At 68.7% G+C, this 25,989-nt stretch carries 1 protein-coding gene (cut by a window edge); it reads left to right on the top strand.

The window, feature by feature from the left end:
* Nucleotides 1-25,989: the 3' portion of a non-ribosomal peptide synthase/polyketide synthase gene (locus tag ACWDU4_RS13975; protein ID WP_450114507.1), read on the top strand. 2,328 nt of this gene lie to the left of the window's left edge; only the last 25,989 of its 28,317 coding nucleotides appear in the window; its start codon lies off the left edge, out of view; the stop codon is at nucleotides 25,987-25,989.

The following is a 25,989-nucleotide window of genomic DNA, read 5'->3' as shown; positions in this document are numbered from 1 at the left end:
GTGGAGGAGTCGGAGCTCGTCAGCAAGGTGGTCGCACTGGCGGGCGCCGGCTTCGACGTCACCGCCGAGGTACCCGTGCGGGCGGCGTTGCTGACCACCGGCGACTCGGATCACGTGCTCGTCATCGTGGTGCATCACATTGCGGCGGACGGGTTCTCGATGGGACCGCTGGTGCGGGACCTCGTCACCTCGTACATGGCACGCTCGGCCGGTACTGCTCCCGGCTGGGATCCGCTCGAGGTCCAGTACGCCGACTTCAGCGTGTGGCAGCGCGCCCACCTGGGCTCGGAGGACGATCCGGAGTCGCTGATCTCGGCGCAGCTCGGATACTGGAAGCAGGCTTTGGCGGGCCTGCCGGAACAGCTGGATCTGCCGTCCGACCGGCCGCGGCCTGCGGTGGCGTCCAACCGCGGCGCCGGCTACCGCTTCGCCATCGATGCCGACCTGAAGCAGTCCATCGAGTCTCTCGCCCAGGCTCAGGGCACGACGCCCTTCATGGTCGTGCACGCGGCGCTGGCCGTGCTGCTTGCCCGACTGTCGAACACCACCGACATCGCCATCGGCAGCCCGGTCGCAGGTCGCGGCGCTGCCGCGCTCGATGACGTGGTCGGCATGTTCGTCAACACCCTGGTGCTGCGCGCCGAGGTCGAGTCGGCGCAATCCTTCGAGGACCTGCTCGCGCAGGTGCGCGAGGACGATCTGGCGGCATTCGCGCACGCCGACGTGCCGTTCGAGCGGTTGGTGGAGGTGCTCAACCCGGCTCGCTCGCAGGCACGGCACCCGCTGTTCCAGGTCGCGCTGTTCTTCCAGAACCTCGCCCAGACCGAGATCGCGCTTCCCGATCTCACCGTGAGTGCCGTCGACTTCGACGCGGGTGTGGCGAAGTTCGACCTCCAGCTCGAAGTTCTCGAGTCGAGCGATCCCAGCACCGACTCGCAGGGCCTGACGGTCCTCGTCACCTATGCGACGGATTTGTTCGATGAGGGTTCGGTTGCGGAGTTCGGGCGTCGGTTCGTTCGGATTCTGTCTGCGGTGACGGCGGATCCTGGGGTTGCTGTCGGTGACGTGGATTTGTTCGATGGTGCCGAGCGGGTTCGGGTGTTGGATCGGTGGAACGATTCGGCGCATGTGTTGCCGGCCGGTGAGTTGCTGTTGGATGCGTTCCGGGCGCGGGCGGCGGCGGTGCCGGATGCGACGGCGGTGGTGTTCGAGGGTGAGTCGCTGACGTATGGGGAGTTCGCGTCGCGGGTGAACCGGTTGGCGCGGGTGTTGATTGCGTCGGGTGTGGGGCCGGAGTCGTTGGTGGCGTTGGCTGTTCGGCGGTCGTTGGATCTGGTTGTGGGCATGTATGCGGTGCTCGAGGCTGGTGGCGCGTATGTGCCGATCGATCCGGATCATCCTGCGGAGCGGATCGGTCACGTTCTCGATACGGCTGATCCGGTGTGTGTGCTGACCACCGGGCGGGATGGTTTCGATGCGGCAGGGGACAGGTCTGTCCTGTGCATCGACACGGTGGATGTGTTGGGGTTGTCGGATGCTCCGGTGACCGATGTGGACCGGGCTGCTCCGTTGCGGCCGGGGCATCCGGCGTATGTGATCTTCACGTCGGGGTCGACGGGTAAGCCGAAGGGTGTTGCGGTTCCGCACGGTGCGATTGTCAACCAGATGCGGTGGATGGAGGACGAGTACTCGTTCGCTGCGGAGGACGTGTACCTGCAGAAGACGGCGACGACGTTCGATGTGTCGTTGTGGGGGTATTTCCTGCCGTTGCGGGTGGGTGCGACGTTGGTTGTCGCGACGCATGACGGTCATCGGGATCCGGTGTATGTGGCGGATGTGATTGCGGCGCACGGGGTGACGTTGACCGACTTCGTGCCGTCGATGTTGACGGTGTTCGCCGAGTACGCGCCTGCGTCGTCGTTGGTGTCGTTGCGGGATGTGTTCGTGATCGGTGAGGCGTTGCCGGCGGAGACGGTGCGGGCGTTCGGGTCGGTGTCGTCGGCGCGGGTGCAGAATCTGTACGGGCCGACGGAGGCGGCGGTGTCGATCACGTATGCCGATGTGACGGACGTGGTTGCCGGTGGGGTGGTGTCGATCGGGCGTCCGCAGTGGAATTCGCAGATGTATGTGCTCGATTCGCGGTTGCATGCGGTGCCGGTGGGGGTTCCGGGTGAGTTGTATCTGGCGGGTGCGCAGTTGGCGCGGGGGTATTACCGGCGGGTGGATCTGACGTCGGATCGGTTCGTGGCGAATCCGTTCTCGTTGTCGGGTGAGCGGATGTATCGGACCGGTGACCTTGTCACGTGGAGTGCGTCGGGTGAGTTGAACTACATCGGGCGTACGGATTTCCAGGTGAAGTTCCGTGGTCAGCGGATCGAGCTCGGTGAGATCGAGACGGCGTTGCTGGCGGATGGTGCGGTGAGCCAGGCGGTCGTGCTGGTGGTGGCGACGGCGACTGGTGATCAGTTGGTCGGTTATGTGGTGCCGTCTGCTGGTGCGGAGTTCGATGTCGCTGCGGTGCGGGCTGGTCTCGGTGATCGGTTGCCGTCGTACATGATTCCGTCGGCGTTGGTTGTGTTGGATGAGTTCCCGTTGAACTCGTCGGGGAAGTTGGATCGTAAGGCTTTGCCGGATCCGACTTTCGAGGCGAGGGAGTTTCGGGCGCCGGCGTCGCCTGTCGAGCGGGCTGTTGCTGAGGCGTTCGGGGAGGTGCTCGGGGTCGGGCAGGTCGGTTTGGATGACGACTTCTTCGAGCTCGGTGGTAATTCGTTGGTGGCGACGCAGTTGGCGGCTCGGCTCGGGGCTGCGTTGGACATGCGGGTGCCGGTTCGGGATTTGTTCGAGGCGTCGACTGTTGTTGCGTTGGCGGCGCGGTTGGGTTCGCAGGCTGGTAGTGGTGGTCGGGTTGCGTTGGTGGCGGGGCCTCGTCCGGAGCGGGTGCCGTTGTCGTTGGCGCAGCAGCGGATGTGGTTTTTGAATCGTTTTGACACGTCGTCGGCTGCGTACAATATTCCGTTGGCGATCCGGTTGTCGGGGGAGTTGGACACCGACGCGATCGCCTCCGCAGTGAGGGACGTCCTCGGCCGCCACGAATCGCTTCGGACCGTCTACCCGAACGACGGAGTCGCGCCGGTTCAGGTGGTCCTGCCCGCCGGCGAGGTCGAACTCGACCTCGCTCCCGTCGACGTCGACGAGAATTCCCTCCGCACACTGGCGCTCGAGATTCTCACCGCCGGATTCGACGTCACCGCCGCTCCGCCCGTGCGTGGACGGTTGTTGCGCACCGGAACCGACGACTACGTGTTGGTGATGGCTGTCCACCACATCAGCGCCGACGGCGTGTCCATGGGCGTCCTGGCGCGCGACGTGATGATCGCGTACACCGCGCGGACTCTCGGTCAGGCGCCCGTCTGGACCCCGCTGCCGGTGCAGTATGCGGACTTCACCCTCTGGCAGCGTGAACACCTCGGATCCGAGGACGATCCGGATTCGGTCGTGTCGAGCCAGATCCGATACTGGCGCGAGGCGCTGGCCGGCCTACCGGAACTGCTCAACCTGCCGACCGACCGGCCCCGGCCCACGGTCGCATCCGGTCGTGGCGACATCGTCCACTTCGACATCGACCAGAACCTGGTGTCGCGCATCGGCGAGCTCGCTCGGACACACCGTGCGTCCACCTTCATGGTCGTGCAGGCGGCGCTGAGCATCCTACTCGCGCGGATGTCGGGAACCGACGACATCGCCATCGGCACCCCGGTCGCAGGACGCGGCGAAGCCGCCCTCGACGACCAGGTCGGCATGTTCGTCAACACGCTGGTCCTGCGGACCGCGGTCGACGCCTCGGGCAGCTTCTCGGACCTGCTCGGTCACGTCCGTGACGACGACCTTGCCGGATTCGGCAACGCCGACCTGCCGTTCGAACGGCTCGTCGAGATCCTCAACCCAGTTCGCTCACAGTCGCATTCGCCACTGTTCCAGGTCTCGCTCACCTTCGACCCGCGGCGCGAGACCACATTCGAACTGCCGGGCGTCACGCTGTCCGCCTTCGACTACGACTACGGAACCACCCAGTTCGACCTCGCTCTCGGCATCACGGAGGACGTCGACTCCGACGGCATCGTCGCCGGGATGACGGCCGGTCTCCGATACGCCACCGACCTGTTCGACCGATCCACGGTCGAGGCGATCGGGACTCGCCTCGTGCGAATCCTCGAGGCCGTCGTCGAACAGCCCCTGCAGCCGGTCGGCGACATCGACCTGCTCGACGACGTCGAGCGTGAGCTCGTGGTCGACACCTGGAACGCGACCGAGTTCGAGCTGCCCAAGGGCACGCTGGTGTCGCTGTTCGAGGCTCAGGTGGCGGCGTCGCCGGATGCGGTGGCAGTGTCGTTCGACGGCGCGTCGATGACCTATGCGGAGTTCGCATCTCGAGTCAATCGCCTTGCGCGGCACCTGATTGCGTCCGGGGTGGGTCCGGAGTCCCTGGTGGCGGTCGCGATGCGTCGTTCGCTCGAGATGATGGTCGGGATCTACGCGGTGCAGGCCGCGGGTGGCGCGTACGTGCCGATCGATCCCGATCAGCCGGCGGAACGCACGGGTCACATCCTCGACACCGCGGCACCGGTCTGCGTGTTGTCCACCGCCCGAGACGGTATCGACGGCGCAGGGGACAGGTCTGTCCTGCTCCTGGACGAGACGGACCTGTCGGGGTATCCGGACGTGCCGGTGTCGGACGGGGAGCGACTCGCGCCGCTGCGTCCGGAGAACACGGCGTACGTGATCTTCACGTCCGGCTCGACGGGTAGGCCCAAGGGTGTCGCCGTGAGCCACGCGGCGGTCGTGAACCAGGTGGCCTGGCTGGCCTCTCGGTACGCCTTCGGCACCACGGACGTGGTGCTGCAGAAGACGCCGTTCACGTTCGACGTGTCGGTGTGGGAACTGTTCGTGCCGCTGATCACCGGTGGTGAGGTGCACGTCGCTCGGCCGGACGGTCACCGTGACCCCGAGTACCTGGCGTCGGTCATTGCCGAGCGCGGCATCACCGCCACCTCCTTCGTCCCGTCGATGCTGTCGGTGTACCTCGACGCGCAGACCGGGACCACGGCGTCGAATGGTGCGTTGCGCCACGTCTTCGCGGCGGGTGAGGGGTTGCCTGCCGAGACGGCGGTCCGCTTCGGCTCGACCAGTGCGGCGCAACTGCACAACCTGTACGGCCCGACCGAAGCCGCGGTGCACTCGACGCATCGTCAGGTCGACGGAACCGAGACGGTGTCGGTTCCGATGGGAGCGCCCGTGTCGAACACCCAGGCGTTCGTGCTGGACGCACGCATGCATCCGGTGCCGGTGGGTGTTCCCGGCGAGCTGTACCTGTCGGGTGTGCAATTGGCGCGCGGTTACCACGGCCGGGTGGATCTGACGGCGGACCGGTTCGTCGCGAACCCGTTCCGGTCGGGTGAGCGGATGTACCGGACCGGTGACCTCGTGGAATGGTCGCGGTCGGGTGAACTGGCGTACCTGGGTCGTACGGACTTCCAGGTGAAGTTGCGCGGCCAGCGAATCGAACTCGGGGAGATCGAGGCGGCGCTGCTGGCGGAGGCCTCGGTTGCGCTGGCGGTGGTGACGTTGCACCGCGACGAGCGGACTGGCGATGCCCTGGTCGGATATCTGGTCCCGTCTGCCGACACCGCCCTCGACCTCGGGGCGCTGAAGGAGGCGCTGCGGGCGACCCTGCCGTCGTACATGGTTCCGGCGGCGTTCGTCGTGCTCGACGAGTTCCCCCTCAACGCGTCGGGCAAACTCGATCGCAAGGCGCTGCCGGCCCCGGTGTTCGAGGCGAAGGAGTTCCGCGCGCCCTCGACGCCGGTCGAGGAGATCGTCGCCGGGCTGTTCGGTCAGTTGCTCGGTGTCGAGCGGGTCGGCGCCGATGACGACTTCTTCGAACTCGGCGGCAACTCGCTGATCGCCACCCAGGCGGTCGCGCGGCTCGGCGCGGCACTCGACGCGACCGTCGAGGTACGCGCGCTGTTCGAGGCGCCGACCGTCGCAGCGCTCGCGGTCCGTGTCGGTGCGCTCGCCGGTGGGGGACGTCGACCGGCGCTGACCGCGATGGATCGGCCGGACGAGATCCCGCTGTCGCTCGCACAGCAGCGGATGTGGTTCCTCAGCCGGTTCGACAGCGATTCGGCCCGGAACAACCTGCCGGCCGGGATCCGGCTGTCCGGCGCGCTCGACCTGCCGGCTCTCCAGGCGGCGATCGCGGATGTCATTGCGCGTCATGAGGTCCTGCGCACGATCTACCCGGTGTCGTCGGACGGTGTCGGGGTTCAGGTGGTCTTGCCTGCCGGTACGTCCGTTCCCGACCTCGATCCGATCGAGATCTCCGAGGACCAGCTCCTCGCCGTGGCCACCGAGACCGCGCTCAAGGGATTCGACGTCACATCGGAAGTACCGCTGCGAATGCGCATCTTCCGGATTTCCCAGACCGAACACGTGCTGATGATCGTCGTCCACCACATCGCGGCAGACGGCTTCTCGACGGGCCCGTTGGTGCGAGACGTCATGATCGCCTACGCGGCTCGCTCGGCGGGCGAGGCACCGGGCTGGACGCCGCTGCCCGTCCAGTACGCGGACTACACCCTGTGGCAGCGCCAGGTCCTGGGATCGGAATCGGACGCCGGCTCCCTCATCAGTGCGCAACTCGACTACTGGACGACGACTCTGGCCGGACTCCCCGAACAGCTGGATCTGCCAGGAGATCGGCCCCGCCCCGCCGTCCTCTCGCATCTCGGAGGTGCGGTCGAACTCGCGATCGACGAGCGCCTGCACCGAGCGGTGACCTCGGTTGCCCGCGAACACAACTCGACTCCGTTCATGGTCGTGCATGCAGCGCTCGCCGTGCTGCTGGCGCGGTTGTCGGGCACCGGCGACATCGCGATCGGTACTCCGGTCGCCGGTCGCGGCGAGGCCGCACTCGACGACCTCGTCGGCATGTTCGTCAACACCCTGGTGCTGCGGACCGAGGTGCCGGCGGGTGCGCCCTTCGCCGAATTCCTCGGTGGAGTGCGCGACGTCGATCTCGGCGCGTTCGGGCACGCAGACCTGCCGTTCGAGCGGCTCGTCGAGGCGGTGAACCCGGCACGATCACAGGGGCGGCATCCACTGTTCCAGGTGGCTCTCGCCTTCCAGAACCACTCGCAGCCGACCCTTGAACTCGACGGGCTGACCATCAGCGGTCTCGATGCCGAGACCACCATCGCGATGTTCGACCTGCAGATCACGGTCGTGGAGAAGACGGGTGTCGACGGTGCTCCCGCGGGGGCGCTGGTGCATCTCACCTACGCGCGGGACCTGTTCGACGAGTCGACCGCTCGCGAGTTCGGGTCGAGGTTCCTCCGGGTTCTCGACGAGGTGGCCACGGATCCGTCGACCGCGGTCGGTGACATCGGAATCCTCGAACCGGCCGAGCGTGCCGACCTCACCGAGCGGCGCGGACGGGGTCATGCCGACACGCCGGACATGATGCCGGTGCCGCGCACCCTCGCGCAGCTCCTCACGACCGGACCCGACTCCGGTGCGGACCGGGTCGCCGTGGTGGGCGACGACGGCCGCGAGGTGACCTACCGCGAACTCGACGAGCGGTCCTCGCGACTGGCCCGAGTGCTGATCGAAGCAGGCGCAGGGCCGGAGACGGCCGTGGCCGTGGCAGTGCCACGGTCGATCGAGTCCGTTCTGGCGGTGTGGGCCGTCGCCAAGTCGGGTGCGGCGTTCGTGCCGGTTGACCCGAACTACCCCGCGGACCGGGTTGCTCACATGGTCGCCGACAGCGGAGCCGTGGCCGGTGTCACGATCGCGCGCTTCCTCGACGAGCTGCCCGGCGGAGTCAGCTGGCTGGCGCTGGACGATCCCGATCTCACGGTGCGCCGCGACGCTATGTCCGCGGCTGCAGTGAGCGATGCCGACCGGATCCGTCCGCTGCGGCTGGAGAATCCGGCCTACGTCATCTACACGTCGGGTTCGACGGGCCTGCCCAAGGGCGTCGTCGTCACCCACACCGGTCTCGCGAACTTCGTCGATCACCAGCAGGCGGACTACCGAATCACTGCCGCCGACCGCACCCTGCATGTCGCGTCGCCGAGCTTCGACATCTCGATCAACGAGATGCTGCTGGCCGGTGCGGCCGGCGGCACCCTGGTGATCGCCCCGCCGAACGTGTTCGGCGGCGCCGAGCTGGCAGACCTGCTGCGCCGCGAACGGGTGACGCACATGGTGATCACCCCGGCGGCGCTCGCGTCGGTCGACCCGACCGACCTCCCGGATCTGCGTGTCGTCGTCACCGGCGGCGAGGCGTGCCCGCCGGAGCTGGTGGCGCGCTGGGCCGGCGACCGAGAGTTCGTCAACGCCTACGGCCCCACCGAGACCACGATCGTCGTCACGAGCACCGACCCGCTGGTGCCGGGACAGCCGGTGACGGTGGGCGCTCCGGTGTCCGGGGTGCGGGCGATGGTGCTCGACAACCGGCTCGGGCCGGTTCCGGTCGGTGTGACGGGTGAGTTGTATCTGGCGGGTCCGGCGTTGGCCCGCGGTTATCGGGGTCGGCCCGATTTGACGGCGGAGCGGTTCGTTGCCGATCCGTTCTCGCCGTCGGGTGAGCGTATGTATCGCACGGGTGATCTGGTGCGGTGGACCGCGGACGGGGAGCTGGACTACCTGGGTCGTGGTGACTTCCAGGTGAAGGTGCGTGGCTTCCGGATCGAGCTCGGTGAGATCGATGCGGCGCTGTCGGCGTTGCCGGGGGTGGAGTTCGCGGTCACGGTCGGGCACGACGGTGTGGGCGGGACGACGTCGTTGGTGTCGTACGTGCTCGGTGCGGATGGGATCGAGCTCGATCCTGCGGTGTTGAAGGTGGCGCTGGCGGGGTCGCTGCCGTCGCACATGGTGCCTGCGTCGATCATGCGGTTGGATGCGATTCCGCGGACGCCGGTGGGCAAGTTGGATCGGAAGGCGTTGCCGGAGCCTGTGTTCGAGGCTCGGCCGTTCCGTGCGCCGTCGACTCCGGTCGAGGTGGCGGTGGCGGCTGTGTTCGCCGAGGTGCTCGGTGTGGATCGGGTCGGTGCGGACGATGATTTCTTCGAGTTGGGTGGCAACTCGCTGATCGCGACGCAGGTCGTCGCCCGGATCGGTGCCGCACTCGACGCGACTGTGCCTGTGCGGGTGCTGTTCGAGGCCTCGTCGGTGGCTGCGTTGGCATCGGCTGTGGCGGGGATCGCGGGTACGGGTGCGCGGCCGGTTCTGGTGGCTCGGTCTCGTCCGGAGCGGGTTCCGTTGTCGGTGGCGCAGCAGCGGCTGTGGTTCCTGAACCGGTTCGATCCGGAATCGACCGCGTACAACGTTCCGGCGGCCGTGCGGTTGACCGGTGCACTGGACGTGGAGGCGCTGCGCCTGGCCATCGGTGACGTGCTCGAGCGGCACGAGTCGCTGCGGACCGTGTTCCCGGATGTCGACGGCAACGGCACCCAGGTGGTCCTTCCTGCCGATTCGGTGCCGGTGGCGGTGGAGCCGGTCGATGTGGCCGAGGCAGACCTGCTCGGTGCGGTGGTCGGGTTGTTCGGGACGGCGTTCGATCTGACCGCCGAGGTGCCGCTGCGAATGGCGTTGTACCGCCTCGGCGACGGTGATCACGTGTTGGCATTGGTCGTTCACCACATCAGCGCCGACGGGTGGTCCGCAGGCCTGCTCATGCGCGACATGATGCTGGCGTACGGAGCCCGCAGCGCCGGTACCGCGCCGGGGTGGGATCCGCTTCCGGTGCAGTACGTCGACTACACGTTGTGGCAGCGCGAGGTGCTCGGCTCCGAGCGTGATCCGCAGTCGCTGATGTCGAAGCAGCTGGACTTCTGGGTCGACGCCCTGCGTGGCGTACCCGATGTCCTGGAGTTGCCGACCGACCGGCCGCGGCCGGCGGTGATGTCGAATATCGGTGCGCGGCACGAATTCACGATCGACGCCGAACTGCATGCGGCGCTCGACGCCATGGCGCGACGCCACGGCGCGACACAGTTCATGACGATGCACGCGGCACTCGCGGTCCTGCTCGCACGGCTGTCCGGTACCGGCGACATCGTGATCGGAACGCCGGTGGCGGGCCGCGGCGACGCCGCGCTCGACGACCTGGTGGGCATGTTCGTCAACACGCTGGCGCTGCGCACCGCGGTGGACGGCGGAAACTCCTTCGACGAGGTGCTGGCACAGGCCAGGGAGACCGACCTGGGCGCGTTCGGTCATGTGGACGTGCCCTTCGAGCAGATCGTCGAGGCACTCAATCCCGCTCGGTCGCAGGCGTACTCGCCGCTGTTCCAGGTGGCGATGTCGTTCGAGAGCCAGGACGGCGGGCAGATCGATCTCGGAGAGCTGTCGATCGCCGCCGTGGAGACGGACGTGTCGCCGGCCAAGTTCGACCTCAACTTCGGCTTCGTCGACGCATACGACAACGCGGGCACGCCCGCGGGCATGACCGGCGTGCTGACCTACTCCCGCGCGCTCTACGACGAGTCGGGTGCACAGCGACTCGGTGAGGCGCTGCTGCGGGTCCTGCATGCCGTGGTCGCGGACCCGGCCGCCCCGGTCGGTGACATCGACCTCCTCGGCGAGGCGGAGCGCGACCGGATGTTGGTGGATTGGAACGACACCGGGGCGCCGGTGTCGTCCACGACGCTGGACTCGATGTTCGCGGCCCAGGTCGCGGCGACGCCGGACGCCGTGGCGATCGTCTCCGGCACCGACACCCTCACCTACCGTGAGTTCGACAGCCGGGTCAACGCGGCCGCGCGGCACCTGATCGGGCGGGGAGTCGGGGTGGAGTCCCGGGTGGCGCTCGCGGTGCGCCGCTCCATCGACCAGGTGACGGCGATGTACGCGATCGTGCGTGCCGGCGGTGCCTGCGTTCCGGTCGATCCGGACCAGCCCGCCGAACGGATCCGGTACGTCCTGGACACCGTGGATCCGGTGTGCGTCCTGGTCGATCCGAACACCGCCGTCGACTGGTCCGGCCCGGTCATCGAGGTGTTGGGCCTCGTCGACGGCACGGACGACCGCCCGGTCACCGACGCGGATCGGATCGGCGAACTCCACGCGGAGAACACCGCGTACGTGCTGTTCACCTCCGGGTCGACCGGTAGGCCGAAGGGCGTCGCCGTCTCGCACGCCGCGGCGGCCAATCAGTTGGCCTCGATGCAGCGCGAATACGTTCTCGACGAACACGATTCGGTGCTGCAGAAGACACCGGCCACCTTCGACGCCTCGGTGTGGGAGTTCTTCTGGCCGTTGCAGAGCGGTGCCCGGCTGGTGCTGGCGACCGCGGACGGACACCGGGACCCCCAGTACCTTGCGCGGGTGCTGGTCGAGCAGTCGGTGACGACCGTCCAGTTCGTGCCGTCGATGGTTCCGATGGTCCTCGCCGAGCTGTCCGAGTCCCGGACGTCGCCACTGCGGCGCCTGTTCGCGGGCGGCGAGCCGCTTCCGGCGACCGTCGCGGCCGAGTTCAGCCGCGTCACCGGTGCCCGGGTGCACAACCTGTACGGTCCGACCGAGGCCGCCATGCAGGTCACCCGTCGTGAGGCGAAGGCCGGCGACCCGGCGATCGTGCCGATCGGCGGCCCCGTCGAAGGCACTCGGGTGTACGTGCTCGACACCCGCATGCATCCGGTGCCGGTGGGCGTGCCGGGCGAGCTGTACCTGACCGGTGCCCAGTTGGCCCGCGGCTACGAGGCCCGCCCCGACCTGACCGCGGAGCGGTTCGTGGCGAGCCCGTTCGGCGGCGGTGAGCGGATGTACCGAACCGGCGACCTGGTTCGCTGGAGTCCGTCGGGTGAGCTGGAGTTCCTGGGCCGCACCGACTTCCAGGTCAAGCTGCACGGCCTGCGGATCGAACTGGGCGAGGTCGAGGCCGCACTCGCCGCGCATCCGGACGTGCGGCAGTCCGTCGCCGCAGTGGTCGACACCGCCGCGGGAACGCATCTGGTCGGCTACGTGACGGTGACCCCCGGCTCCGACGTGGACGTCACAGAGGTGACCGCCGCCGCGGCCGCACAGTTGCCTGCATACATGGTGCCGACCCGGATCATGGTTCTCGACGAGTTCCCCGTGAACTCGTCCGGCAAGGTCGACCGGAAGGCGCTGCCCGCACCGGCGTTCGAAGCGAAGGAGTTCAGGGCGCCGACGACACCGGTCGAACAGACCGTCGCCGACGTGTTCGCCGACGTGCTCGGCGCAGGTCGGGTCGGCCTCGACGACGACTTCTTCGACCTCGGCGGCAACTCGCTGATCGCGATGCAGGTCGCTTCGCGGCTCGGCGCCGCGCTCGACACCACGGTGCCGGTTCGGGCGATCTTCGACGACGCCACCGTCGCCGGCCTGGCCGCTCGGGTCGGGCATCTGGCCGGGCGAGGTCGTCGGCCGGAGCTGGTCGCACAGGAGCGCCCCGAGCGGATTCCGCTGTCCCTCGCGCAGTCCCGGATGTGGTTCCTCAACCGGTTCGATTCGGATTCCGCTGCGTACAACATTCCTGCGGCGATCCGGCTCTCCGGTGAGTTGGACGCGGATGTGCTTCGCACCGCTGTCGCCGACGTGGTCGCACGGCACGAGGTGCTGCGCACCGTGTACCCCGAGTCGGCCGACGGGCCGGTCCAGGTGGTCGTCCCCGCAGCGGACGCGATGCCGGACCTGGTTCCCGTCACCGTGCCCGAGTCCGAGGTGACCGCCGTTGTCGGTGCGTTCCTGCAGGGCGGGTTCGACGTGACCACCGACGTGCCGGTTCGTGCGCTCCTGCTTCGGATCGATCGTCCGGACACGGAGATCGAACACGTGCTGGCGGTGGTGGTCCACCACATCTCGGCGGACGGCGCGTCGATGGCGCCCTTCACCCGGGACCTGATGGTGGCCTACGCGGCCCACTCGGCGGGGCAGGCCCCGGAGTGGGCGCCGCTGCCGGTGCAGTACGCGGACTTCGCGTTGTGGCAGCGGGACGTACTCGGCTCCGAATCGGACCCGCAGTCGCTGATCTCGACCCAGCTGGACTACTGGAAGGCGGCGCTCGCCGGCCTGCCCGACCAGCTCGACCTGCCGACGGACCGGCCGCGGCCCCCGGTGCAGTCGTATCACGGTGGCCGGGTGCACTTCGACGTCGACGCGGACCTGCATCGCCGGCTCGCCGAGTTCGCCCGAACCCAGGGCACGACGCTGTTCATGGTGGTCCACGCCGCCTACGCGGCCCTGCTGGCCCGGGTCTCCGGCACCGGTGACATCGCGGTCGGCACCCCGTTCGCCGGCCGTGGCGAGGCCGCGCTCGACGAGATGATCGGCATGTTCGTCAACACCCTCGTCCTCCGCACCGAGGTGGACGCGGCGATGACGTTCACCGATCTGCTCGGGAGTGTCCGCGACACCGATCTGGGCGCCTTCGGTAACGCGGACGTGCCGTTCGAGCGTCTGGTGGAGGTGATCAACCCGACCCGGTCCACGGCACGGCATCCGCTGTGCCAGGTGGGCTTCTCGTTCCAGAACATCGCCGCGACGAGTTTCGAACTGCCGGGCCTGTCCATCTCCGCGGTCGACTTCGAGTCCGAGATCTCACAGTTCGATCTGCACCTGATCGTCGCCGACGCGTACGACGGCACCGGGAGCCCGGTGGGAATGTCGGCCGGTATCTCCTACGCCACAGCCCTGTTCGACCCGGAGACGGTCGAGAAGCTGGCGGCCCGGTTCGTCCGCCTACTCGAGGCGATCGTCGCTGATCCGTCGGCGGTGGTCGGCGACGTCGAGTTGCTCGACGAGGCCGAGTCCGGCCGGATGCTGGGAGACTGGAACGCGACGGACGAATCGGTTCCGGATGTGTCCCTGGTGGAGTTGTTCGACGCCCAGGTGGCGCGGACGCCCGATGCTCCGGCGTTGGTGTTCGAGGGTGAGACGCTGACCTACGCGCAGTTCGACGCGCGGGTGAACCGGTTGGCGCGCAGGTTGATAGGTGAGGGTGTCGGCCCGGAATCTCTGGTCGGTCTGGCCGCGCGCCGGTCGTTCGACCTGATGGTCGGCATGTACGCCATCGTCAAGGCCGGCGGCGCGTATGTGCCGATCGATCCCGACCATCCGGCCGACCGGATCGCGCTGGTGCTCGAGTCGGCAGCCCCGACGGTGGTGCTCACCCGCACCGCGGACGCGATCTCGCTGCCCGGGCAGGTGCGGGCTCTCGCGATCGACACCGTCGACCTGTCCGGCGTCGACGCGGCTCCGGTCACCGACGCGGACCGGCGCGCACCGTTGCGGACCGGGAACCCGGCGTACGTGATCTTCACGTCGGGCTCGACGGGACGGCCCAAGGGCGTCTCCGTGTCTCACGCCGCCGTCGTCAACCAGATGGTGTGGAAGCAGGCGGAATACGCCCTCGGGACGAAGGATGCGGTGCTGCTCAAGACCGCCGCCACCTTCGACCTGTCGGTGTGGGAGTTCTGGTGGGCGCTGCAGACCGGTGCCCGGCTCGTGATCGCCCGCCCCGACGGACACCAGGACCCGGGCTACCTGCTCGATCTGATGACCCGCGAGTCGGTGACGACCCTGCACGCTGTGCCGTCGATGCTGTCGATGCTGTTGTCCGACAGCGGCGCCGGGTTCCCCGAGTCGGTGACCCGCGTGCTGGCGATCGGCGAGGCGTTGCCGGCGGAGACCGCCGCGCGACTCCGGGCGGCCAGCAGTGCCCGGCTCGACAACCTGTACGGGCCGACGGAGGCCGCGGTCTCGGTGACCGCGTATCGCACTCGCGAAACCGACACTCTCACCGTGCCGATCGGTGTCCCCGAGTGGAACACCCAGGTGTTCGTACTCGATTCGCGGCTGCACCCGGTCCCGGCCGGCGTCGCCGGTGAGCTGTACCTGGCAGGTGCGCAGCTCGCGCGCGGCTACTTCGGCCGCCCCGACCTGACCTCGGATCGGTTCGTGGCCAACCCGTTCGCCGGTGGCGTGCGGATGTACCGCACCGGTGACATCGTGCGGTGGAACTCGGACGGGAACCTCGAGTACCTCGAGCGCGCCGACTTCCAGGTCAAGGTGCGCGGATTCCGCATCGAGCTCGGGGAGATCGAGTCCGCGCTCCGCGCCCGACCCGGCGTCACCGAGGCGGTCGTGGTGGCCCGGGACGACGCGCCCGGGGGCACCCAGCTCGTCGGCTACGTCGTCGGTGACGGACTCGACGGATCCGAGATCCGCAGCGCGATCACGGGCGCCGTGCCGTCGTACATGGTGCCGGCGGTGGTGATGGTGCTCGACGCGATGCCGTTGAGCGTGAACGGCAAGGTGGAGCGGAGGGCACTGCCGGCGCCGGAGTTCGCGGCGAAGGAGTACCGGGCGCCGTCGACCGAGGCGGAGACGGTCGTCGCCACCGTGATCGAGCAGGTACTCGGCGTCGACCGGGTCGGCCTGGACGACGACTTCTTCGAGCTGGGTGGCAACTCGCTGATCGCGACGCAGGTCGCCGCACGGCTGAGCGCGGCACTGGACACCCGGGTGCACGTTCGGGTGCTGTTCGAGGCCCCGGTCGTCGAAACCCTCGCCGCCCGAATCGAATCCGAGACCGGTGACGGCGACCGAGTCGAGCTGGTCGCGCGTCCGCGGCCGGAGCGGATTCCGTTGTCGGTGGCTCAGCAGCGGTTGTGGTTCCTGGGACAGTTGGACCCGGAGTCGTCGGCATACAACATTCCGGCGGCGGTGCGGTTGACCGGGGCACTGGACGTGGATGCACTGCGGTCTGCGATCGGTGACGTGCTGGAGAGGCACGAGGCGTTGCGGACGGTGTATCCGGAATTCGAGGGCAACGGCACCCAGGTGGTGCTGCCGGTCTCGTCGGTCCCGGTGGCGTTGGAACCGGTCGATGTGGTCGAGGCGGACCTGCTCGGTGCGGTCGTCGGGCTGTTCGGGACGGCGTTCGACCTGACGGCGGAGGTGCCGCTGCGGGTGGCGCTGTACCGGCTCGGCGGCGACGAGCACGTGTTGGCGCTGGTGGTGCACCACATCGGTGCCGACGGCTGGTCTACCAGGCTGCTGGTGCAGGATCTGATGGTGGCGTACGCGGCCCGACAGGCCGGCCTGGCGCCGGGCTGGGATCCGCTGCCGGTGCAGTACGCGGACTACGCGCTGTGGCAGCGGGAGGTGCTCGGTTCCGAGGACGACGACGCGTCGTTGATCAGTCGTCAGCTCGGGTTCTGGACGGACGCGCTCGACAATCTGCCCGATGTGCTCGAGTTGCCGACGGATCGTCCGCGGCCGGCGCTGGCGTCGAACCGGGGTGCGGTGCACGACTTCGAGATCGACCGGGAGCTGCACGCCGCGGTGGATGCGCTCGCCCGGCAGCAGCGGGCCACCGCGTTCATGGTGGTGCACGCCGCGGTCGCGGTGCTGCTGGCCCGGCTCACCGGCACCGGTGACATCGCCGTCGGTTCACCGGTCGCGGGCCGTGGTGAGCAGGCGCTCGACGACCTGGTCGGCATGTTCGTCAACACTCTCGTGTTGCGGACGCCGGTCGACGGTGCGCAGTCGTTCACGGCTGTTCTCGACTCGGTGCGGGAGGCGGATCTGGCGGCGTTCGCGAACGCCGATGTGCCGTTCGAACGGCTGGTCGAGGCGCTCAATCCGGTTCGTTCGCAGTCGCACTCGCCGTTGTTCCAGGTGTCGCTGGCGTTCCAGAACCTCGGCGGCAGCGCGCTGGAGCTGGACGGGTTGCGGGTCGCACCGGTGGAACCCGATGTGGTTCCGGCCCGGTTCGATCTCGAGTTCGCGTTCGCCGACGCCTACGACGACGGTCGGCCCGCGGGGATCGGTGCGCGGCTGACGTACGCGACGGACCTGTTCGACGCGGCGACCGCGGCGCGGTTCGCGGAGGCGCTGGCGCAGATTCTGCGGCAGGTGACGGCCGATCCGGCCCTGCCGGTCGGTGATGTCGAGATCGTGCCGGCCGCGGATGCGGAGTTGATGCTCGAGGCGTGGAACGCGACGGATGCGGCGGTGCCTGCGGGCACTCTCGTGGATCTGCTCGTCGCGACCGCGCAGGACCGAGCGGACGCGCCAGCAGTGACCTTCGACGGTGCGACGGCGACATTCGGGGAGTTCTCCGGTCGGGTCAACGCGCTCGCGCGGCAGTTGATCTCGATCGGTGTCGGTCCGGAGTCCACCGTCGTCGTTGCGGCGCGGCGCTCGGCCGAGATGCTGGTGGCGATGCACGCGGTGATGACCGCCGGAGGGGCGTACGTGCCGGTGGATCCGGATCAGCCGGTGGAACGGCTCGAGTCGGTGTTCGACATCGCACGACCGGTGTGTGTGCTGACCACCGCGCGGGACGCGGTCGATCTGCCGCCCGGCCTCCCGGTGGTCGAGGTGGATCGGTTCGTCGAGTCCGCGTGGGCCGGGTCTGTGGTGACCGATGCCGAGCGGGTCGGTCCGCTGCGGCCGGAGAATGCGGCGTACGTGATCTTCACGTCCGGTTCGACCGGTGTGCCGAAGGGTATTTCGGTCAGTCACGCGGCGATCGTGAACCAGTTGAGCTGGTTCGTCGACGAGTACCGGGTAACCGCGGACGACGTGCTGCTGCAGAAGACTCCGGTGGTGTTCGACCCGTCGCTGTGGGAATTGTTCGTGCCGTTCGTCGCCGGTGCACACCTGGTGATCGCGGCGCCGGACGGGCACCGCGACTCGCGGTACCTGACCGAGGTGTGCCGTGAGTACGGCGTCACGATCCTCGGGTTCGTGCCGTCGATGCTGGCGGCGTTGGTGGCAGACGGTGAGAACGCGCTGCCGCCCTCGGTGCGGGCGCTGCAGTTGGCCGGTGAGGCGTTGAGCCCGGAGCTGGCGGCCCGGACGATCGAGGCGTGGGGCGTCGGGGTCGACAATGCGTACGGTCCCGCGGAGACGACATTGACTTCGGTGCACTATTGGTGCGACGGGTCGGAGTCGGACACGATGCCGATCGGTGTGCCGGTGTGGAACATGCAGGCGTACGTGCTGGACACGCGTCTGCATCCGGTTCCGCTCGGAGTGGCCGGCGAGTTGTACCTGGCCGGCGGCCAGGTGTCGCGCGGCTATCACGGACGGGCGGATCGGACGGCGGAGCGGTTCGTCGCCAATCCGTTCGGTGACGGTGGTTCGGTGATGTACCGCACCGGTGACCTCGCCCGCTGGCGCGGCGATGGACAGCTGGAGTACCTGGGGCGCACCGACTTCCAGGTGAAGCTGCGTGGTCAGCGGATCGAGCTGGGCGAGATCGAGTCCGCGCTCGAACGCATCGACGGCGTCTCGCAGGCCGTGGTGGTGCTCGACTCGAGTGGTTCGGCCGGCGACCGGCTGGTCGGGTATGTCGTGCCGGTCGCCGGTGCCGAGTTGGTCGGTGGTGACCTGCGGACCGCGGTGGCAGCGGCGTTGCCCGCGTACATGGTGCCGTCGACGGTGATGGTCCTCGCCGAGTTCCCGCTCAACACCAGTGGGAAGCTCGACAGGAAGAAGCTGCCGGCTCCGATTTTCGAGACCCGGGCCTTCCGTGCCCCCGCGACTCCGGCCGAGGAGCTGGTCGCGGAGGTCTTCACGGAGGTCCTCGAGGCCGGTCGGGTTGGTGCGGACGACGACTTCTTCGAGCTGGGAGGCAACTCGCTCATCGCGATGCGGGTGGTGTCCGTGCTGTCGGCACGGGTGGACGGCCGGGTGTCGGTGCGTGACCTGTTCGATGCGCCGACCGTTGCAAGTCTCGCCACCCGGGTCGAGCGTGCCCGCGGCGCGGGGCGCCGGGAGGCGCTCGTCGCGATGCCGCGTTCGGAGCGGACCGTGCCGCTGTCGCTGGCTCAGCAGCGGATGTGGTTCCTCAACAGGTTCGACCCCTCCTCGGCCGCGTACAACATCCCGATCGCGCTGCGGCTGAGCGGCGCACTGGATCTCGAGTTGCTCGGCGCCGCGGTCGGCGATCTCATCGCTCGGCACGAGGTGCTGCGGACGGTGTACCCGGACACGGCCGACGGCCCGGTCCAGGTGGTCCTTCCCGCGGACAAGGCGATTCCGGATCTCGATCCGGTCCCGCTCTCCGAAGAGGACGTCATCCCGGCGGTCGGCGAGTTCCTGTCGACCGGGTTCGACGTGACCGCCACTGTCCCGATCCGGGTGCGTCTGTATCGCGTGGAGGAGGACGAGCATGTGCTCGTCATCGCCATCCACCACATCTCCGGCGACGGCTACTCGGTTGCGCCGCTGACCCGTGACCTGATGACTGCCTACCTCGCGCGCAGCGCGGGATCGGCGCCGCAGTGGGCGCCGCTTCCGATCCAGTACGCGGACTACGCGCTGTGGCAGCATCGGGTCCTGGGCGCGGAAAGCGACCCGGAATCGCTGATGCACCAGCAGCTCGACTACTGGAAGTCGGCGCTCGACGGGTTGCCGGATCAGCTCGACCTGCCGGCGGACCGGCCGCGCCCGTCGGTGCAGTCGTACCAGGGCGGGAGGGTGACGGTCTCGGTCGACGCCGAACTGCACCGAGCTCTCGACGAGCTCGCCCGCTCCCACGGCTCGACGATGTTCATGGTCGTGCACGCTGCCTTCGCGGTGCTGCTGGCGCGACTGTCCGGGACTTCGGACATCGCCGTCGGCACCCCGTTCGCCGGTCGTGACGAGGCGGCAGTCGACGACCTGATCGGCATGTTCGTAAACACCCTCGTGTTCCGGACCCACGTCGACCCGGCGTCGGCCTTCACCGACCTGCTCTCGGAGGTCCGCGAGACGGACCTCGGCGCCTTCGGCAATGCGGATGTGCCGTTCGAACGTCTCGTGGAGGTGCTCAACCCGACGCGGTCCACGGCGCGGCATCCGCTCTGCCAGGTGGGCTTCTCGTTCCACAACATGGCGGCGAGCGAGTTCACCTTGCCGGGTCTGCGGATCGCCCCCGTTGAGTTCGACGTCGAGGTCTCGCAGTACGACCTGCACCTGTCGGTGACCGACATGCGCGCAGCGGACGGTGAACTGGATGGGATGACGACGTCGCTGACGTACGCGACGGCGCTGTTCGACCGAGAGACCGCGCAGGACGTCGCAGACCGATTCGTCCGGGTGCTGACGGCCGTGGTTGCGAACCCGGACGTGGTGGTCGGCGATATCGAGATGCTCGACGCGGTCGAGCGTCGACAGGTGATCACGGAATGGAACGACTCGGTGCACGCGGTGCCCGGCGATGAACTGCTCCTCGACCGGTTCCGTGCTCGGGCGGCGGCGACTCCGGACGCGGTGGCGGTCGTGTACGAGGGACAGTCGTTGACCTACGGCGAGTTCGCAGGCCGCGTCAACCGTCTCGCGCGCCGGCTGGTCGCGTCCGGTGTCGGTCCGGAATCGCTTGTGGCGTTGGCAATCCGACGGTCGCTCGACCTCGTCGTCGGAATGTACGCCGTGGTCGAGGCCGGTGGCGCATACGTGCCGATCGACCCGGACCACCCGGCGGAGCGGATCGGCCACATCCTCGACACCGCGGATCCGGTGGTGGTCCTGACCACCGCCAGGGACGGGTTCGCGGTCGCGGGGGACCGGTCCGTGCTGTGTATCGACACGGTCGATGTGTCGGGTGAGTCGGATGCGCCGGTTTCGGATGTGGACCGGGTGCGGCCGCTGTGGCCCACCCACCCGGCGTACGTGATCTTCACCTCGGGATCGACGGGCAAGCCCAAGGGCGTCGCGGTCCCGCACGGTGCGATCGTGAACCAGATGCACTGGATGGCAGCCGAATACGGCCTGTGCGCGGATGACGTGTACCTGCAGAAGACGGCCACGACGTTCGACGTGTCGTTGTGGGGCTACTTCCTGCCGCTCCGCGCGGGCGGCACGCTGGTCGTCGCCACCCATGACGGACACCGCGATCCGGCGTACGTGGCCGAGACGATCGGCCGACACGGCGTGACACTCACCGACTTCGTGCCGTCGATGCTGACGGTTTTCGCGGAGTACGCGCCTGCCGACGCGCTCGGTTCCCTGAGGGACGTGTTCGTCATCGGCGAGGCGTTGCCCGCGGAAACGGTGCGCGCTTTCGCCGCGGTGTCGTCGGCACGCATCCACAACCTGTACGGCCCGACGGAGGCCGCGGTGTCGATCACCTACGCCGACGTGACCGACACGGTGGCCGGCGGCGCGGTGTCGATCGGTCGTCCGCAGTGGAACTCGCAGACGTATGTCCTCGACTCGCGACTGCAGCCGGTACCTGCCGGGGTCCCGGGTGAGCTCTACCTGGCGGGTGCCCAGTTGGCACGCGGTTACCACGGTCGGGTGGACCTGACGTCGGATCGGTTCGTGGCCAACCCGTTCTCCACTGCGGGGGAGCGGATGTACCGGACGGGTGACCTCGTCGCCTGGGGCAAGGACGGTGCGCTGAGCTACATCGGCCGCACCGACTTCCAGGTGAAGTTCCGCGGACAGCGGATCGAGCTGGGTGACATCGAGTCGGCGCTGCTGACGCATCCGTCGGTCCTGCAGGCCGCCGTGACGGTGGTGGAGACGCCGAACGGCGACCACCTCGTCGGCTATCTGGTGCCCACACCGGAGGGGGCCCTCGACCTCGACGAGGTCAAGACCCACGCCGCGCGCTCGCTGCCGTCCTACATGATTCCGTCGGCGCTCACCGTCCTCGATGCGTTCCCGCTGAACTCGTCGGGCAAGCTGGACCGGAAGGCGTTGCCGGAGCCGGTGTTCGAGGCGCGCACCTTCCGGGCACCGGTCACCACGACCGAGATCGTCGTCGCGATGGTGTTCGCCGAGACCCTCGGAGTCGAACAGGTCGGGCTCGACGACGACTTCTTCGACCTCGGCGGCAACTCGCTGATCGCAGCGAAGGTCACCGCCCGGCTCGGTGTCGCGCTCGATGCCACCGTGCCGCTTCGCGTGCTGTTCGAGGCATCGGCGGTCGAGTCGCTTGCGGCGCGGATCGATGCCGGAGGGGGAGCGGGGCAGCGGGTTGCGCTGATCGCGCGGCCCCGCCCCGACCGGATTCCGCTGTCGCTGGCGCAACGACGGATGTGGTTCCTCAACCGACTCGAACCGGGCTCGGCGGTCAACAACATTCCGGCGGCGATCCGGCTGTCGGGTGCGCTGGACGTCGACGCCCTCGGGGCGGCGATCGCCGACGTCATCGGCAGGCACGAGGTGCTTCGCACCGTGTATCCCGACAGCGTGGACGGGCCGGAGCAGATCGTGCTGCCTGCCGACCGGGTGTCGCTCGACCTCGTTCCGGTCGATGTCGCCGATGACGCGGTGCTCGCGGAGGTTCTCCAGACGGTGACCGTCGGCTTCGACGTCACGACCGAGGTGCCGTTCCGTGCAAGGCTGCTGCGCACCGCGCAGCGCGATGGAAACGATGCCGACTACGTCCTCGTTGTTGTCGTCCACCACATCGCCTCGGATGGCGCATCGGTGGCGCCGCTGGTCCGGGACGTCGCAGTCGCGTACGCCGCGCGAAGCGCGGGGCAGGCGCCGGCATGGGCTCCCCTGGCGGTGCAGTACGCCGACTACACGCTCTGGCAGCGTGAGGTGCTCGGGTCCGAGGACGACCCCGAGTCGCAGGTGTCGCGGCAGCTCGCCCACTGGCAGAGGGCGCTGGACGGACTTGTCGAACAGCTGGATCTGCCCGCCGACCGGCCGCGGCCTGCCGTCGCATCGAATCTCGGACGGACGTACGGGTTCTCGATCGACGCGAGTGTCGAGGCCGGACTGAACAGGGTGGCCCGGGAGCACCGGTCGACGTTGTTCATGGTGGTTCACTCGGCGCTGGCGGTGCTGTTGGCGCGGCTGTCCGGCACATCCGACATCGCGATCGGCACGCCGATCGCCGGCCGAGCGGACGCTGCACTCGACGACGTGGTCGGCATGTTCGTGAACACGCTGGTGCTGCGGACCGAGGTGGACGCCGCGGAGTCGTTCGGCGGGTTGCTGGCGCGGGTCCGGGACACGGATCTGCAGGCGTTCGCACACGCGGACGTGCCGTTCGAACGGTTGGTCGAGGTGCTCAACCCGGCTCGTTCGCAGGCGCGCCATCCGCTGTTCCAGGTGATGCTGGCCTTCCAGAACCTGGCGCCGACGAGTCTGGAACTGCCGGGGCTGGCAATGTCCGGGGTCGACTTCGACGCCGCGTTGGCGAAGTTCGACCTGCAGCTGACGCTGGTGGAGGGCGCCGGCGAGGGCGACATGAGTGCCGCGTTCACGTACGCGACGGATCTGTTCGACGAGGCGACGATCGCGTCGTTCGCGGAACAGTTCGAGCAGGTCCTGCGGGCGATCGTCGAGGACACGTCCACCGCGGTCGGCGATGTCGAGGTGCTCGACGAGGCCGAGCGCGAGCGGGTTCTGGGGTGGTCGCGCGGTCCCCGTGTCCCCGGGACCGAGACGTCACTGCTCGGGCGGTTCGCCGCCCGGGTCGACGTGGCTCCGGACGCAGCGGCAGTGGTGTGCGGCGACGAGTCGGTCACCTACGCGGAGCTCGACCGGCGTTCGACGGAGCTGGCCTGCACGCTCATCGAACGCGGCGTCGGCGTCGATGACGTCGTCGGGGTGATGCTGCCGAGGTCGGTGTCGTGGATCGTGTCGATGATCGCGGTGTGGAAGGCGGGTGCAGCCTACGCGCCGATCGACCCCTCGCACCCCGCAGACCGTGTCGAGTCGATCCTGATCGACACGGCGGCGCGCTGCGTGATCGGCGCGGCCGATCGGGAACTGGCGGTTCCGGTGATCGCACCCGACGCTGTCACCGGGCACACGGCGACGCACCCGACCGACCGGTGGCGCGACGAGCACGCGGGCCGCCGGCTGGGTTACGTCATCTCGACGTCGGGCTCGACGGGCAAGCCGAAGCCGACGCTCGTTCCGATGGCGGGTATCGAGAACACCGTGGCGTGGTACGAGGGTGAGCTTCCCGCCGAGGGCGGACTGTTGATCGCGTCGTCGCCGAGTTTCGACCTGACCCAGAAGAATGTGTGGGCGGCGCTGGCGGGAGGCCGGTCGGTGCATCTCGCCACGGACGGTTTCGATCCCCGGGAGATCCTGGCGATCGTCGCCGGTGGCGGTGTCCGGGTGGCGAACATGTCGCCCAGTGCCTTCGAGGCGGTCGTCGACGGAGATGCCGACGGCGCGCTGGCGGCACTCGACGTGGTGTTCCTCGGCGGTGAGCCGATCAACGTCGGCAGACTCGCGGTACTGATGGAATCCGGTGTGCGCGTGGTCAACAGCTACGGACCCACCGAGGCATCGGACGTGGTGTCGTTCCAGGCCGCATCCGTCGACGATGTTGCCGGAGTACCGATCGGACGCCCGGTGCCGAACCTCGACCTGTTCGTCCTCGATCGCCGGTTGAACATCGTTCCGGCCGGTGTGGAGGGCGAGCTGTACGTCGGTGGTGTGGGCGTCGGACGCGGCTACGGCGGAAGGTTCGACCTGACATCCGACCGATTCGTCGCCAATCCGTTCGGGGAGCCCGGCGACCGGATGTACCGCACCGGTGACCTGGTGCGGTGGAACCGCGAAGGGGCACTCGAGTACATCGGGCGCACCGACTTCCAGGTGAAGCTGCGTGGACTGCGCATCGAGCTCGGCGAGATCGAGGCGGTGCTGCTCGCTCACGACGCGGTCGCCAGGGCCGTCGTTCTGGTGCACGGCGACGACACCGGCGATCGGCTGGTCGGCTATGTCGTCGCCGAGCCCGGTGTCGCGGTCGAAGCACTCGACCTGCGGTCCTGGATGGGCGCGCGGTTGCCGTCGTACATGGTGCCCTCGGTGGTGACGGTTCTCGACGAGTTGCCGCTCAACGCCAACGGCAAGGTGGACCGGAAGGCGCTGCCGGCGCCGGTCTTCGTCGCGACGGAGTACCGGGCACCGTCCACCGCCGAGGAACAGCTGGTGGCCGCGGCGATCGCGGAGGTCGTGGGAATCGAGCGAGTCGGTCTCGACGACAACTTCTTCGACGTCGGCGGCAACTCGCTCATCGCCACGAAGATCGTGTCCAGACTGACCTCGGAACTCGGATTCGAGGTGCCGCTGGTCTGGCTGTTCGCGGAGGCGACGACGGAAGCGTTGGCGGCGCGAATCGCATCTGCGCGGTCCGGCGAGATCGAGCTCCTCGGCGCGGATGCGTTCGGAGTCGTGCTGCCGATCCGGGAGGGGCGCGATCGACCGCTGTTCTGCGTCCATCCGGTCGTCGGCCTCTCGTGGGCCTTCGCCGGGCTGGCGCAGAACCTCGATCCGACACGTGGTGTCTACGGGCTGCAGTCGCCCGCACTGAGCGGCGACGGAGCCGTACCCGATTCGATCGAGGCGTGGGCGGAGCGGTACGTCCGGGAGATCCGCGCGGTGCAGCCGACCGGTCCGTACAACATTCTCGGTTGGTCGCTCGGCGGCGTCATCGCGCACGCGATGGCGGTGCAGTTGCAGGCGGAGGGCGAGGAGGTGGCCCTGCTGTCGATGATGGACAGCTTCGCTGCCGCGGGACTCCAGCATGCCGCGGAGATCGAGGCGGATCCGGCCGTCGAGCCGGCCGCCCCGACCGCGCGGGACCTGTTTGCGCTGGTGCTGCCGGGCGTCGACCTCGACGGACCCGCAGTCGAGGGCGACCTGACCGCTGGCGCTGTTGCGGAGTTGGTGGCCGGGCTGCCCGAGCCCTTCAACGGGCTCGGCGCCGATCGGATTGCGGCGGCGATGGCGGCAGCGGAGACCTCGATGGCGCTGTCCGCGGCCTACGAGCCCGCACAGTTCAAGGGTGATCTCGTGTACTTCACCGCGATGCAGGACGATCCGACCGGAGTGCGGGGGGTGTCGACCTGGGAACGGGTGATCGGTGGTCGCATCCACAATCACCCCATCGACACCACCCACTGGACGATGGCGTCGCCGGCGGCGTTGACGCGGATCGCGGCTGTTCTCACCGAGACGTGGGCGTCGGACGAAGGTCGTGGGTGA

Source organism: Rhodococcus sp. NPDC003348 (assembly GCF_053589375.1).
Note: the sequence above shows the minus strand (reverse complement) of the source record. Positions and strands in the feature narration are given on the sequence as shown.